The sequence below is a fragment of the Plantibacter flavus genome (assembly GCF_002024505.1).
GTDB classification, from domain to species: Bacteria; Actinomycetota; Actinomycetes; order Actinomycetales; family Microbacteriaceae; genus Plantibacter; species Plantibacter flavus_A.
In genome coordinates, this window is record NZ_CP019402.1 from 1072611 (window position 1) to 1087183 (window position 14573).

At 71.4% G+C, this 14573-nt stretch carries 9 protein-coding genes; 4 read left to right on the top strand and 5 right to left on the bottom strand.

Annotated features, from left to right (window positions below; genetic code table 11):
• Positions 1-10 precede the first annotated feature (10 nt).
• Complete coding sequence (locus BWO91_RS05025) at positions 11-1615, bottom strand: AMP-binding protein (RefSeq protein WP_205847577.1); 1605 nt, start codon at positions 1613-1615, stop codon at positions 11-13.
• A gap of 72 nt (positions 1616-1687) precedes the next feature.
• On the opposite strand from BWO91_RS05025, the gene BWO91_RS05030 reads away from it, so the two are divergent.
• A complete protein-coding gene (locus BWO91_RS05030; RefSeq protein ID WP_079001636.1) occupies positions 1688-2590 on the top strand; it encodes a hypothetical protein in 903 nt (300 codons plus the stop codon).
• Positions 2591-2592: 2 nt separating this feature from the next.
• Complete coding sequence (locus tag BWO91_RS05035) at positions 2593-3258, top strand: TMEM175 family protein (protein WP_079001637.1); 666 nt, start codon at positions 2593-2595, stop codon at positions 3256-3258.
• Positions 3259-3391: 133 nt separating this feature from the next.
• On the opposite strand, the gene BWO91_RS05040 is transcribed toward BWO91_RS05035, so the two are convergent.
• Together BWO91_RS05040 and BWO91_RS05045 are read right to left on the bottom strand one after the other, a co-directional pair.
• Positions 3392-4165, bottom strand: coding sequence for a DNA-formamidopyrimidine glycosylase family protein (locus BWO91_RS05040; protein WP_064294288.1), 774 nt, complete (start codon positions 4163-4165; stop codon positions 3392-3394).
• An 80-nt stretch (positions 4166-4245) separates the two neighbouring features.
• The gene (locus BWO91_RS05045) at positions 4246-9090 is read right to left on the bottom strand and encodes an ATP-dependent helicase (RefSeq protein ID WP_079001638.1); all 4845 of its coding nucleotides are present in this window, start codon (positions 9088-9090) and stop codon (positions 4246-4248) included.
• 152 nt (positions 9091-9242) lie between these two features.
• Here BWO91_RS05045 and BWO91_RS05050 point away from each other — a divergent pair, with 152 nt between their 5' ends.
• Positions 9243-9812: an NUDIX hydrolase family protein gene (locus BWO91_RS05050; protein WP_064294286.1), complete on the top strand. Its 570-nt coding sequence runs from the start codon at positions 9243-9245 to the stop codon at positions 9810-9812.
• 37 nt (positions 9813-9849) lie between these two features.
• On the opposite strand, the gene BWO91_RS05055 is transcribed toward BWO91_RS05050, so the two are convergent.
• Together BWO91_RS05055 and BWO91_RS05060 are read right to left on the bottom strand one after the other, a co-directional pair.
• The gene (locus BWO91_RS05055; protein WP_064294393.1) at positions 9850-10344 is read right to left on the bottom strand and encodes a GNAT family N-acetyltransferase; all 495 of its coding nucleotides are present in this window, start codon (positions 10342-10344) and stop codon (positions 9850-9852) included.
• A gap of 109 nt (positions 10345-10453) precedes the next feature.
• Positions 10454-12031 (bottom strand): DEAD/DEAH box helicase, encoded by a 1578-nt coding sequence (locus BWO91_RS05060; RefSeq protein WP_071259610.1) that lies wholly within the window; start codon positions 12029-12031, stop codon positions 10454-10456.
• A gap of 478 nt (positions 12032-12509) precedes the next feature.
• Here BWO91_RS05060 and BWO91_RS05065 point away from each other — a divergent pair, with 478 nt between their 5' ends.
• The gene (locus BWO91_RS05065) at positions 12510-14528 is read left to right on the top strand and encodes a glycoside hydrolase family 127 protein (protein WP_153303390.1); all 2019 of its coding nucleotides are present in this window, start codon (positions 12510-12512) and stop codon (positions 14526-14528) included.
• Positions 14529-14573 lie beyond the last annotated feature (45 nt).

The following is a 14573-nucleotide window of genomic DNA, read 5'->3' on the forward strand; positions in this document are numbered from 1 at the left end:
CGGGTGCGGCTCAGAGACCGGCGGGGGTGGCCTCCGCGGCCCGGAGGTCCTTCCGGAGGATCTTGCCCGACGCCGACTTCGGGATGGCGTCGACGAAGGCCACGCGCCGGATCTTCTTGTGCGGGGCGACCCGCTCCGTGACCCACGCCATGAGCGCCTCGGCCGTGACGTCCTGGCCCGCTTGCAGGACCACGAAGGCCTTCGGCACCTCCTGGCCCTCATCGTCGAGCACCCCGATGACGGCCGCGTCGGCGATCGCCGGGTGGCCGAGCAGCAGCGCCTCGAGCTCCGCCGGGGCCACCTGGTAGCCGTGGTACTTGATGAGCTCCTTCAACCGCTCGATGATGCGCACGGTGCCATCACCGCGGACCGTCGCGATGTCGCCGGTGTGGAGGAAGCCGTCGGCCTCGAGGGTTTCACGAGTGGCCTCCTCGTTGCCGAGGTACCCGAGCATGACGTTCGGCCCCGCGCAGAGCAGCTCGCCCGCCGCGCTCTCCTCGTCCGAGCCCTCGGCCGGGTAGTCCACCTCGGCGCCGGTCTCGGGATCGACGATCCGGCACTGCATGTTCGGCAGCGTCGTGCCGACGCTGTCGAGCGACGCCCCCTCGGCCTGGAACGCGATCGCGTGGCTGACCGGGCTGAGTTCCGTCATGCCGTAGCCCTGCCGCATCCGACAGCCGAGGCGCTCCTCCACCGCCCGCCCGAGCGTCGCGTCCAGCGGTGCCGCACCCGAGAAGATCGTGTGGACGCTCGAGAGGTCGAACTCGTCGACGAGCGGGTGCTTCGCGAGTGCCACCGCGATCGGCGGGGCGATGAACACGTAGCTGCACCGGAAGTCCTGGATGATCCGGAGGAACTCAGCCAGGTCGAACCGCGGCATGGTCACGAGGGAGGCCCGCCGCGACAGCGCGAGGTTGAGCAGCACCGTCATGCCGTAGATGTGGAAGAACGGCAGGACCGCGAGGATCCGGTCGTCGGCGACCATGCCGAGCTGCGGGATCGACTGCTGCACGTTCGCGACGAGGTTCCGATGCGAGAGCATCACGCCCTTCGGCCGACCCGTCGTGCCGGAGGAGTAGGGCAGCACCGCCACGTGCGTGGCCGGGTCGAACGAGACGTCCGGCGCGGGGAGGCGGCGCATGAGGAGGTCGCTCAGCGACGCGTGCCCCTCCGCGCCGTCGAGGACGACGACGCGGTCGGAGGGGATGCCGCAGGCGCTCGCCGCAGCCCAGGCCTGGGGGAGCAGCGGCGAGACGGTGAACAGCATCGTCGCGCCGGCGTCGCGCAGCTGCGCCTCGATCTCCTCGGCGTTGTAGAGGCCGTTCACCGTCGTCGCCGTCGCGCCCGCGCTCAGGATGCCGTGGAACACGGTCGCGAAGGCGGGGACGTTCGGCGCGTGGAGGGCGACGACGTCGCCGACCCCGATGCCGGCCGCCGCGAGGGCGCCGGCCAGGGCGTTGATCTGGCCGATGAGCTGTCGATAGCTCGTCTCGGCGCCGGTCGTGCCGTCGCGGAGGGCGATGCGGTCGAGGTCGCTCGGGGCGATGCCGCCGAACAGGGCGTCGTAGACACTCACGTCGGGGATCTCGACGTCGGGATGCGGGCTGGTGAACACGAGTGATCTCCTTCGAACACCGGTGATGGTGGAGTGAGTCTATCCACGCCGGGTGCTCGTTAGGCTGAACCCGTGAACGCGTCCCGCCCCATCCTCGGTCTCCTGCTCGACGTCGACGGCCCCATCGCCAGTCCGATCACTCGGACGATCAACCTCCCGAGCATCGCGCAGGACCTCGCGACGCTCGCGAACGCCGGGGTCCCGATCGCCTTCAACACCGGGCGGAGCGACGCGTTCCTCCGCGAGGTGGTCGTCCCACCGCTCCTGGCCGCCGGGCTCGCGGACGACGTCCGGCTCTACGGCATCTGCGAGAAGGGTGCCGTGTGGTTCGGCTTCTCGGCGGCCGGGGTCGACGAGCTGAGCCTCGATCAGGACGTCGCGATGCCGGAGGGCTACGGCGATGCCATCGAACGCCTCGTCGACGAACGGTACGCCGAGACGGTGTTCTTCGACCACACCAAGCGCGCAATGGTCTCGGTCGAGCAGCACGTCGAGGTGCCGGCAGCGGACTACGCCCTCGTGCGGAAGCACTTCGACGACGACGCCCGAGCCGAGCTCGCCCGACGCGGGTTCGGCGTCGATCACGCCCCCGGCCGCTACCCGGACGACGCCGGCCTCGTGCAGTACCGCATCGATCCCACGATCATCTCCACCGACATCGAGTCGGTCCGGCTCGGCAAGGACCTCGGCGCCGAGCGCGCGCTCGAACTCCTCGAAGCCGACGGTGGTGCGCTCCCACTCGCCTGGCGCACGGTCGGCGACTCCCGGAGCGACTACGCGATGGCCGACTGGTTGTTCGAGCACGGGTACGACGTCGTGCACGTGGACGTCCGTCCCGCCGACGGCGTCCCCGAGAAGCCCTACCCGGTGCTGACCCACCCGACGCTCATCCACGACGAGGCCGGCGCGGCCTTCCTGGCCCGCTGGGTCGCCATGGTGCAGGGGACCGCGACCGACGACGCCGACGTGAGCTGACCATGGTCGGCGACGAGGGACGTCCGACGGGCCGCCGTCGACCCGGTCCGACGACGGAGCGCGGGCTCGACCGCGTCGTCAACTTCAGCGACGCCGTCGTCGCGATCGCGATCACGCTGATCATCCTCCCGCTCGTCGACCTCGCCCAGGAACACGACGACGGCTCCGTGGTCGCGTTCTTCGGCCACAATTGGACCGGCCTCGCCGCGGCCGCGCTGAGCTTCGTCGTCATCGCCAACTTCTGGCGCGACCACCACCGCCTGTTCGAGCGCACCGCCGGATACTCGACGCGGCTCGTGACCCTGAACTTCGTCTGGCTCGCCGGGATCGTGTTCCTGCCGCTGCCGACGGTGCTCCTCTTCGACGGGACGGGCGACGACCGCGGAGCCCCCACGCTCTACATCGCGACGATGCTCGTCTCGATGGTCGCGGTACGACTCCAGCAGGTGGTCGTCGAGCGGGACGGGCTGCTCAGCGAGGAAGCGGCAGCTGCGCCCCGCCAACCATGGGTGCTCGTGTGGTTCCCGACCGGCCTGATGCTGCTCGCCGGCGTCCTGGCCGCGACAGTGCCGGGGCTCGGCGCCCAGGCGCTGTACCTCCTGCTGCTGTCGATCCCGATCGGGTGGATCGGCAGTCGGCGGCACCACCGGGGCGACCCCGGTTCCTGAGCCCGTTCCGGTCCCTGAGCCTGTCGAAGGGCGGGGTGGGGCCGTCGGGGCTGCACTTCGACAGGCTCAGTGACCGGGGATTGTCGCTCGGTGACCGGCGGGGCGGCTCGGTGGCCGGCGCTGCGCCGTCGGGTCAGGTCTGGCAGTGGGGACACCAGTAGGTGTCGCGGAGGGCGGTCGGGTCGGCGCCGAGCTTGCCCCGCTGGATCCGGGTGCCGCACCGCAGGCAGCGCTGGCCGTCGCGCCCGTACACCCAGGTCTTCCGGCCGGGCCTCGTGTCGCCCGTCGTGACCCGGTTGCGGCGGTCGCGGTTGGCGTTGATGAGCCGGTAACCGAGTCGGACGGCACCCGGCAGGTCGACCTCGGCGGTGGGTCGCGTCGGCAGGACGCCGCGGATGAAGCACAGCTCGTTGACGTACTCGTTGCCGAGTCCGGCGAGGTTGCGCTGGTCGAGCAGCGCGACGTGGATCTCGCGGCCGTCGGCCTCGAGGTTGTGGATGGCACGCTCCTCGTCCCAGTCCGGACCGAGGAGGTCGGGACCGAGCCAGCCGAAGCGCTCCTCGTCCTCGCGGGAGGGGAACACCTCGACGAGGCCGAGTTCGAACCCGACCGTCACCCAGTGCTGCGTCGACACGATCGCGCGCGCCTTCCAGGCCGGCCGCCGCCAGTGCTCGCCCGGCTGGTAGACGTGCCACAGCCCCTCCATCTTGAGGTGCGTGTGGAGGGTGTGGTCGCCGATGTGGTGCAGGAGGTGCTTGCCGCGGGGGATGACGTCGTGGACGACGTCGCCCCGGAGGTCGACGGTCGCGAAGGCGGGCACCCGCAGATCGAAGCCGGTGACGACCTCGCCGGCGAGCGCCTGCCGCAACCGGTGCGCGGCTTGGAAGACCGTGTCACCCTCTGGCATGAACCGCTCCGTCCGTTCCGGCTACGGTGCCACCGGCAGGGTGTCCGGCGCAACCCGTGGCGGAACGGTAGCGCGCAAGTTCACCCACGCCGGAGCCGCAATCCACGTGGTGTCTCGACGAACCCGGCGTCGCGGAGGGCGTGGCCCGTCGGGGTGCCGATCACGAAGGCGCCGTTGACCTGCTCGATGCCGAGCTTCTCGATGCGACCCGCTCGCACCGTCGCCGCCAGGGAACGCGCCCCGGCACGGAGCTGGTCGTCGTCCTCCGAGAACACGAGCGCCGTCTTGCCGCCGCGTTCAAGGTAGTAGACCGGTGCTCCGTCGACGAGGACGACGAGCGCACCCGCCTTCCGACCCGGGCGGTGTTTCACCCCGGTGACCTCCTGCCCCGGCCACCCGAGGGCGGCGCCGTACGGGTTCGCCGGGTCGGTCGCGGCGAGGGTGACGGCGTCGAGCGGCGGTTCGTCATCGGTCCGGATGAATCCGCGCAGGCGGTCGACGGTGCCCGAGGAGGCGAACTGGGCCCCGCCGAGGCGCTCCACGAAGTACCCGCGACGGCAGCGGCCGTTCTCCTCGAACTGCTTGAGCACGCGGTAGGCGAGGGCGAAACCGCCCGTCACCCCCTCCGCGACGACGGAGCCGCGCGTCACGACGCCGTAGCGCTCGAGCAGGGTCTCGCCCGTGGCGACGGCACGGATGGTGGCGTCCTGCTCGGCCAACGGCAGGATCGACCACCGTCCGCCGAGCGTCTGACTCGCCCGCGTCGACATCGAGGGACGTTGCAGGTTGCGCCCGCGGTACAACTTCGATCGCGGGGTCTGCCGTTGCACCCGGTGCGCCGAGTTCCCCGAACCGGAGCCGACGAGCGTGCGGAGTGGGGAGAAGGTGTCATTGGTGACGAGCCCGGCCCACACGAGCTCCCAGAGGGCGTCGACGAGAAGTTTGTCGTCCGTCGAGCCGACCGACTCCGCGAGCTGCCGGAAGAAGTACGCACCGCCCCCACCGAGCGTCGCGAGCAACTCGGTCTGCAGGGCGTCGGGGGTGTGCGGCGTCGGAGCGAGCGGCAGCGTGAGTGGTGCCGTGTCGGCGAGGTGGAGCGCGACCCAACCGTCGTTGCCGGGGATCGACCCGCTGCCCGACCACACGACCTCGCCCGTCGCGGTGAGCTCGTCGAGCATCGCGGGACTGTAGTCGGCGACGCGCGAGGGCAGGATCAGCGACTCCCAGGCCGACGCCGGGATGGGCGCACCGGCGAGCTGGTCGATGACCGTCGCGACGCCGTCGACACCGCGCAGCGTCCCGCCGAGGTGCTGCCACACCGGCAGGAATCGGGCGAACGCCTGCTGCTCGACCGGCTCGACCTCATGCCGCAGAGCGGCCAGCGATCGGATGCGGAGCTTGCGCAGCACGCCGGCGTCGCACCACTCCGTCGCGTCGGTGGGGCCGCGGTCGGTGTCGTCGCCCTCGCCCACCTGCTGCCGGCCGGCGGGGAGGAACTCGCCCTTGACCACGCGTCCGGCGTCGGCCAATCGGGCGAGCGTGTGCTGGACCACCGCCGTCCCGAGACCGAAGCGCCTGGCCGTCTGTCCGGTCGTGAACGGCCCGTGCGTGCGCGCGTGGCGCGCGAGGAGGTCGCCCAGCGGGTCGGCGACCGGCTCGGTGAACGCGACGGGTACGCCGATGGGCAGCGGGGTGCCGAGGGCGTCGCGGAGTCGTCCGGCGTCCTCGATCGCGGCGAAGCGCTCTTCGCCGGCGATCGGGACGCGGATGACGCGCTTCGAGCGTTCGAGTTCGGCGACGGCGGCCGCCGAGCGAGCCGGATCCGGGGACCAGGCTTGCGGGTCGTCGCCGCGACTCGCCTCGCCGTCGGTGGAGACGGTGACGCCGTCGAAGGTCGTCCGGGCTGCGATCTCGTCGATGGTGAGCGGGCCGAGCATCCGCAGCGCGTCGGCGACGCCCTCGACCCCCTTGAGTCGTCGCTCGGGGTCGAGACGCTGCAGCTCGAGCGCGGTCTGTTCGATGACACCCGGGTCGAGCAGCTCGCGGAGTTCCACGCGGCCGAGGAGTTCGCCCAGCATGGTGCTGTCGACCGCGAGCGCGGCGGCCCGGCGCTCGGCCAACGGGCTGTCGCCCTCGTACATGAACGCGCCGACGTAGCCGAACAGGAGTGAACGGGCATAGGGCGAGGGCTGATCCGTCGTGGTCTCGACGATGCGGATCGCGCGCGACTGCAGCTCGCGCGCGAGGTGGTCGAGGGCCGGGAGGTCGTAGACGTCCTGCAGACACTCGCGGAGCGTCTCGAGGATGATCGGGAACGTCGGGTACTGCTTCGCGACCTCGAGGAGCTGGGCCGAGCGCTGGCGCTGCTGCCAGAGCGGCGAGCGTTTCTGCGGCGAGTAGTTCGGGAGCAGCAGCGCACGGGCGGCGCACTCGCGGAACCGTGAGGCGAACAGCGCCGAGCCACCGACCTCCTGCGTGACGAGGGCGTCGAGCTCCTCTGGTTCGAAGACGAAGAGCTCGGCTCCCGGCGGCTCGCTCTCGGTGTCGGGCAGGCGGACGATGATGCCGTCGTCGCTCGCCACCGCCGAGCCGTCGACCCCCAGACGCTCCTGCACCCGGGCTCCGACCGCGAGCGCCCAGGGCGCGTGCACACGGAGGCCGTAGGGGGAGTGGAGGATGACCCGCCAGTCGCCGAGTTCGTCGCGCGAGCGTTCGACGACGAGCGTCGTGTCGTTGGGGACGACGCCCGTGGCTTCGCGCTGCTCACGGACGTAGGCGACGAGGTTGCTGATGGCCCGCTCGTCGAGGCCGGCTGCCTCGAGACGTGGGGTGGACCCCGTGCCGGTGGTGTCGAGCTCGCGCACGAAGGCGCCGATGGCGCGACCGAGCTCGGCCGGGCGACCGATGCCGTCGCCCTTCCAGAACGGCAGTCGCCCCGGCTGGCCGAACGCCGGGGTCACGAGCACGCGGTCGTGGGTGATCTCCTGGATGCGCCAGCTCGTGGCGCCGAGGGCGAAGACGTCGCCGACGCGGGACTCGTAGACCATCTCCTCGTCGAGCTCGCCGACGCGCGCGCCGGCGCCGGACTCGCCGACCATGAACACGCCGAAGAGCCCGCGGTCGGGGATGGTGCCGCCGCTCGTGACGGCGAGGCGCTGGGCTCCCGGCCGACCGGTCAGGACCCCGGCGTCGCGATCCCAGACGATCCGCGGGCGCAGTTCCGCGAAGGCGTCGGAGGGGTAGCGTCCGGCCAGGAGGTCGAGTGTGGCCTCGAAGGCCGAGCGGGGCAGGGAGGCGAACGGGGCACTGCGCTTGACCGTCTCGAACCAGTCCTCCACGCCGAGTTCATCGAGCGCGACCGCAGCGACCGTCTGCTGCGCGAGGATGTCGAGTGGATTCGAGGGGACCTCGATCGCCTCGATGAGCCCGGCCTCCATCCGCTCGGTCGCGACCGTGGTGCTGATGAGGTCGGCGCGGTGCTTCGGGAACAGGACGCCTCGGGAGACCTCGCCCACCTGGTGGCCGGCGCGGCCGACCCGCTGCAGGCCGCTCGCGACGCTCGGCGGTGACTCCACCTGGATGACGAGGTCGACCTCGCCCATGTCGATGCCGAGCTCGAGGCTCGAGGTCGCGACCACGCAGCGCAGGCGTCCGGACTTGAGGTCCTCCTCGATGCCCGCGCGCTGCTCCTTGGAGACGGAACCGTGGTGGGCGCGTGCGAGGAGGGGGATGTCGTCGTCGCTCTCCTCGGTGGCAGGCCGGGCCGCTGCGGCCGCGACGCTCGTCGATCCGCGGGTCTGTCCGCTCTGGGCCATGAGCTGCGCCGGTGGACGCCCTGCACCGGGGGTCGTGAGCGTGGCGTCGCTGAGTCGGGCCTCGTTGATCTCGTTGAGCCGGGCCGTGAGCCGCTCCGCCAGACGACGGGAGTTGGCGAACACGATGGTGGATCGGTGCGCGAGCACGCGGTCGACGATCGCCTCCTCGACGTGCGGCCAGATGCTGCCGACGCGGTCTTCGCCGCCGCCGTCACTGTTCGGGGTGTAGCCGGTGAACCCGCCACCGCTGCCGTCGTCGTCGGCCTCGCCGGGCGTCCGCATGCCGGCGTCGGGGTCGGTCATGTCGTCGACCGGGACGACCACGTGCAGGTCGAAGGTCTTCGCGGCCGGCGGGGCCACGATCTCGACCGGTGCGCGGCCCCCGAGGAACCGTGCGACCTCCTCGGCGGGGCGCACCGTGGCGGAGAGCCCGATGCGCTGCACCGGCTTCTCGAGCATGGCGTCGAGCCGCTCGAGCGACACCGCGAGGTGCGCGCCGCGCTTCGTCGAGGCGACGGCGTGGATCTCGTCGATGATGACGGTGTCGACCGTGCGGAGGGTCTCTCGCGCCGCACTCGTGAGCATGAGGAAGAGTGACTCGGGGGTGGTGATGAGGATGTCCGGTGGCTCCTTGGCCATCGCCCGGCGGTCGGCGGAGGGGGTGTCGCCGGAGCGGACGCCGACACTGATGGTGGGTGGTTCGGTGCCGAGGCGGCGCGCCGCCTGGGCGATGCCGACGAGCGGCGTGCGGAGGTTGCGTTCGACGTCGACGCCGAGGGCCTTCAGTGGCGAGATGTAGAGGACGCGGGTGCCCCGGGAGCGCTCGCGCTGGGCGGCGGCGGCCTCCGCCTCGTCGGCCTCGAGCCCGGTGAGCGGGACGCCGGACCGTGGCCGCACGGCGTGTTCGGCGATGGCCTCGGAGAGCAGACGGTCGATCGACCAGAGGAACGCGGACAGGGTCTTACCCGAACCGGTCGGAGCGACGACGAGGGCGTTGGCGCCGCGGGAGATCGCGTCCCAAGCACCCGCCTGCGCCGGCGTGGGCGCGACGAACGCCCCCTCGAACCAGTCGCGCGTCGCGGGGGAGAAGCGCTCGAGCACCTCGGTCATGGGTTCCATCATCCTGCACCCCACCGACACCGCGACCGGCGTCGCGCGCAGTCGCGTGGCCCCGTATGATCCCGCCAGGCGTCGGGCGCGGTGTCCGGTCGAACCGCCGCCCGCCTGGATCGCCGCTCGGCTCCATACGGTATGAAGGAGCTATGAGCGTTCGCACCCCTGATCCCAACCCGGAACCCGATCTCCCCGGCAATTCCAATCCGGGCTGGCTGTCGGACGTCGAACTCGAGGAGATCCGCCGCCGGCTCCCGCTGCTGTACGTGGAGGCCGTGCCGGTCCGCGTCGACGGCTTCGGCGTCGTCACCGAGGTGGGCGTCCTGCTCCGGGCCACGGCGCTCGGCGAGATGACCCGCACGCTCGTCTCCGGTCGCGTCATGTACGGCGAGACGATCCGCGACGCACTCTTCCGTCACCTGGAGAAGGACCTCGGTCCGATGGCGTTCCCGTTGCTCCCCGCCTCGCCCGTGCCGTTCCAGGTGGCCGAGTACTTCCCGTTGCCCGGATTGTCGCCGTACTCCGACGACCGGCAGCACGCCGTCGCGTTGGCGTACGTCGTCCCGGTGACCGGTACCTGCGAACCCCGCCAGGACGCGCTCGAACTCACGTGGATGACGCCCGAGGCGGCGTCCTCCGACGCGATCGCCGCCGAGATGGAGGGCGGCCGCGGCACGCTCCTCCGCGCGGCCCTCGCCTCCGTCGGCCGGCTCCGCTAGCCCTTCGACAGGCTCAGGGGTCGGGGACCGGGGTGCGTCAGCGGGTGTAGCGGACCTCGTCGATCATCTCGCCGAGGAACGGCTCGGTCTTGGCTCCACCGTCGAGCACGAACCCGTTGCGCTGGTAGAAGCGGTGCGCACGCGGGTTGTCCGCGGCGACCCACAGGAACGACGGCTGACCGTCGGGGATCGCGGCGTCGAACAGCTGCTGACCGATCCCAGTGCCGTGCCACGCGTCCAGCAGGTAGATGAAGTACAGCTCGCGCTCGCGGGGTGCGTCCTCATCGCGGGCCGGACCCGAACCGGAGAACCCGACGATCTCGCCGTCGACGAGGGCGGCGAAGTGCGTGTACTCGGGGCCCTGTGCGGCCCAGTGGGTCCAGAGCTCGGCCATGCGACGCGGCGACAGCTTCGCGAGCGTCGCAGCGCTGATGAGGTGGTCGTAGGTCTCGTGCCAGGTGGTGGCGTGGACGCGTCCCAGCGACTCGGCATCGACGTCGCGGACGGGGCGGACGACTGCGTTGACGTTCATGGTGGAACCGTATCCCGAGCGCCCCCGTCTCGCGAAATCGAGCGGGTCCGCGAACCGCGAAGCGCCGCCCACCCTGCGGTGGACGGCGCTTCGTTCGAGCGGTTCGCTGCTAGTTGCCGCTGGACGCGCGACGGTTGGTCCGGGGACGCGAGGACTCGGCGGGAGCGCCTGAGTTCGCGGCGTAGCCGGTGCTGTAGTGCGTGCGGCTGCCACCGGTGGCGGCACCCGCACGGGCACCGCCCGAGCGACCGGCGCCGGAGCGCTGTCCGCCCTGACCACCGTTGCCGCCGGCGGGACGACCGCCACGACGACCGCCGCCGCCCTGGCCTCCCTCGCGGGGAGCGCTGTCGCGGCTCGCGCCGGCACGGGCGCCGTCGCGGTCGCGGTGACCGTTGCCGAGGCCGTTGCCGTCGCGGGCTGCGCGCTTGCGCTGCGCGTTGGCGCCCTGTGAGCGACCGCCGCCACCCTGCTGCTGCACGGCCGCGCGCGGCGCCGGCTTCACGTAGGGGGCGACGTCGCCGATGAGCTCGAGGACCGCCGGGGAGGTCGCGGTGACCGCCTGCGGGGTGACGGTGATCTCGGCCTTGCGGAGGAGCTTCTTGAGGTCGTCCATCTGGCCGGGGATCGCGAGGGTCACGACGTCACCGGCGCTGCCCGCGCGAGCCGTTCGGCCCGAGCGGTGCAGGTACGCCTTGTGCTCGGTCGGCGGGTCGACGTGGATGACGAGCTCGACATCGTCGACGTGCACACCGCGTGCGGCGACGTCGGTGGCGACGAGGACCTTGGCGGTGCCGGCGCTGAAGGCCGCGAGGTTGCGGTCGCGGGCCACCTGCGAGAGGTTGCCGTGCAGGTCGACCGCGGGGATGCCGGAGTCGGTGAGCTGCTTCGCGAGCTTCTTGGCGTGGTGCTTCGTGCGCATGAAGAGGATGCGACGGCCGCTACCCGAGGCGAGGGCCTGGATGAGGTCCTTCTTCGACTCGACCGAGGGGGTCGTGAAGACGTGGTGGGTCATCGCGGCGACGGGCGAGTTCGCCTCGTCGACGGAGTGGAGCACCTCGTTCTGCAGGAACTTGCGGACGAGCTTGTCCACGCCGTTGTCGAGCGTCGCGGAGAACAGCAGACGCTGCCCGCCGCGAGGCGTCTTGTCGAGGATGCGCGTGACGACCGGCAGGAAGCCGAGGTCGGCCATGTGGTCGGCCTCGTCGAGGACCGTGATCTCGACGGCGTCGAGGTTCACGAAGCCCTGCTTCATGAGGTCCTCGAGACGGCCGGGGCAGGCGATGACGATGTCGACGCCGGCGCGGAGCGCCTCTTCCTGACGCTTCTGCGAGACGCCGCCGAAGATCGTGGTGGTCTTCAGCGAGTAGGCGTCGGCCAGCGGCTGCATGACCGCGGCGATCTGGGTGGCGAGCTCGCGGGTCGGGGCGAGGACGAGTCCGAGCGGGCGACCCGGACGGCGCTTGCCGCCGGCGAGGGCGCCGCCGAGACGGGCGACCATCGGGATGCTGAAGGCGAGGGTCTTGCCGGAGCCGGTCTTGCCGCGGCCGAGGACGTCGCGTCCGCCGAGGGTGTCGGGGAGCGTGTCGATCTGGATGGGGAACGCACTCGTCTTGCCGTCCTTCGCGAGGGAGGCGACGAGTGGTGCCGGGACGCCGAGGGCGTCGAAGGTGATGGTTGCTTCGGTCATGGGTGTGTGTCTCTTTCAGGCACGGCCACGAGCTTCGATGACGGCTGCCGGCGCACTCGTGTGCGGTAGCGGGCACTGCCGGGATGACCACGCACGTGATGACTCACGTGGATGGTACGGCGTGCTTCCGTCGGCGTCGTCGCTGGTGGGAGGTGGCGAAGGCGCAGGTCGCGCATCCGTTCGCCGTATGAAGTGTCATCGACCCTGGCATGCACCGCTGGGTGCCGTGCAGGGGAGAGAGGGAGCGTTCTACGACGCAAGCGAGTACCGCACCGGATGGCGCGATCGCACGCAAGTTCCTCAAGCGTAGCGCATCAGGCGAGGAGTCTGCTGGGAGTGGCGCGTTACGGCTGTGTTTCCATCTCCTGGAATCGGTCGTCGGCGCTTGACAGTCCGCTGGAGCGGGTGAGTAATGTGTCACCCACCACAAACCCGGATCCGTGTACTGTGTCACACGGTACAGAAAGGCCTGTCGCCCATGAGCTTCGACGAAGACGCCCGAGCAGCGAGCACCGCGGTGCGCGCGGGAGGCCACTACGCCGCCGTCGCACCGATCGCCGGAGTCCGCATCCCGCTGGGCGCCGGACAGGTCACGCTGGGCGACGGCGAACTCGGTGCGTGGCAGCGTCGGAACCGGGGTGCCACCGTCCCGCACTCGATCGAGCAGCTCCGCCTCGCGGGCAACCTCGACAACCTCGCCCGGATCGCCGACCCCGGCGACGGCACTTCACGCTTCCGCGGGCGCTACCCGTTCCTCGACACGGACGTCTTCAAGACCCTGGAAGGCCTCGCCTACCTGCTCGCCGAGGACGAGGCCGTCGGCGCGGCACCCGGCGATGTCCGCGACTTCTACGAGGAGGCCGTCGGCGTCATCGAAGCCGCGCAGCGGGAGGACGGGTACCTCAACTCCTACTTCCAGGCTCCGGAGATCGAGAAGGAACCCTGGGAGGACCTCGCCTGGGGCCACGAGTTGTACAACCTCGGGCACCTCATCCAGGCGGCGATCGCCGCGAAGCGTCGTCTCGGCGACGACCGTCTGCTGAACGTCGCCCGGGCCTTCGCCGACCTCGCCGTCGAACGGTTCGGACCGGACGGCGACCCGCAGGTGTGCGGGCACCCCGAGGTCGAGATGGCCCTGGTCGAGCTGTTCCGTGAGACCGGCGTGCGGTCCTACCTCGAGCTCGCGACCGCGTTCGTCGACCGCCGCGGCCACGGCACGGTCGAGCTCCGGGTCTTCCCCGCCGAGTACTTCCAGGACTCGGCCCCACTGCGCGACCTCGACTCCGTGACCGGACACGCCGTCCGCATGGCGTACCTGGCCGCCGGAGCGACCGACGTCGCCCTCGAACACGGCGACCAGGAACTGCTCGCGTCGCTGCAGCGGCTCTGGGACGACATGGTGGAGACGAAGCTCTACCTCACGGGCGGCCTCGGGAGCCGACACTCCGACGAGGCGATCGGCGACCGCTACGAGCTGCCGTCCGAACGCTCCTACAGCGAGACGTGCGCCGCGATCGCCGTGATGCAGTGGGGCTGGCGCCTGTACCTCGCGAACGGGTCGGCGGCCGTCCTCGACACCGTCGAGACCGTCCTCTACAACGCCTACGCCGCCGGCCTCTCCGCGGACGGCACGGCCTTCTTCTACGACAACCCGCTGCAGCGTCGCCCCGACCACCTGCAGCGGTCGGGGGCGGAAGCGGACGGCGAACTCCTCAGGCGGAGCTGGTTCGGGTGCCCGTGCTGCCCGCCGAACATCGTGCGCTGGATCGCGGAGCTGCAGGACCACCTCGCGACGTCGACTCCCGCCGGTGTCGAAGTCGCGCACCTCACCGCGGCGTCGATCACGACCGAGCGGCTCTCCGTCACCGTCGACACCGCGTACCCGTGGGACGGAGCGGTCACCGTGACGGTGGACACCGCCGCCGACGACGAGGTCGAGCTCGCGATCCGCATCCCCGCGTGGGTCGTCGGAGGTTCCATCCGCGTGGGTGGATCGGCCGCGCCGCTCGAACCCGTCGACGGATGGATCCGGGTCCGGCGCTGGTGGCGTGCGGGCGACACCCTGGAACTCGACCTCCCGATGCCCGTCCGGGCGCACGGCGCGCACCCCTCCGTCGACGCCCTCCGCGGCTCGATCGCCTTCGCCCGCGGACCGATCGTCTCCTGCGCCGAGCAGCAGGACACGACGGCGGACCTCGACCTCCTGCGGTTCTCCGGAGCCGACGCGGATCTCGCGGTCGTCGAGCACCGTCGGATCCTGGCCCGGGAGGGGATCGACGCCGTCGCACTCCTCGTCCCGGCGGCCGTCGACGCTCCCGCTCCGGCCGTGCTCTACCCGGTCCTCTCCGGTGCGCCCGAGGCCGAGCCCGCCGCGGCACCGCTCGTCGATGTCGCGACGACAGCCGCGGCGACGCAGACCACCGCGACCCTCATCCCCTACGCCCTCTGGGGCAACCGCGAACCGGGCGCCATGCGCGTCTGGTTCCGCGCCCGCTGACCTCCTCCCGTCCCCGACCCCGCTCCACCCTCTCCACCCGCGGGC

Excerpts from the sequence above, each read along its gene's own strand:
- BWO91_RS05035 (WP_079001637.1), top strand. The coding sequence starts at position 2,593 with ATGGTCGGCGACGAGGGACGTCCGACGGGCCGCCGTCGACCCGGTCCG.
- BWO91_RS05040 (WP_064294288.1), bottom strand. The coding sequence starts at position 4,165 with ATGCCAGAGGGTGACACGGTCTTCCAAGCCGCGCACCGGTTGCGGCAG.
- BWO91_RS05045 (WP_079001638.1), bottom strand. The coding sequence starts at position 9,090 with ATGACCGAGGTGCTCGAGCGCTTCTCCCCCGCGACGCGCGACTGGTTC.
- BWO91_RS05050 (WP_064294286.1), top strand. The coding sequence starts at position 9,243 with ATGAGCGTTCGCACCCCTGATCCCAACCCGGAACCCGATCTCCCCGGC.
- BWO91_RS05055 (WP_064294393.1), bottom strand. The coding sequence starts at position 10,344 with ATGAACGTCAACGCAGTCGTCCGCCCCGTCCGCGACGTCGATGCCGAG.
- BWO91_RS05060 (WP_071259610.1), bottom strand. The coding sequence starts at position 12,031 with ATGACCGAAGCAACCATCACCTTCGACGCCCTCGGCGTCCCGGCACCA.
- BWO91_RS05065 (WP_153303390.1), top strand. The coding sequence starts at position 12,510 with ATGAGCTTCGACGAAGACGCCCGAGCAGCGAGCACCGCGGTGCGCGCG.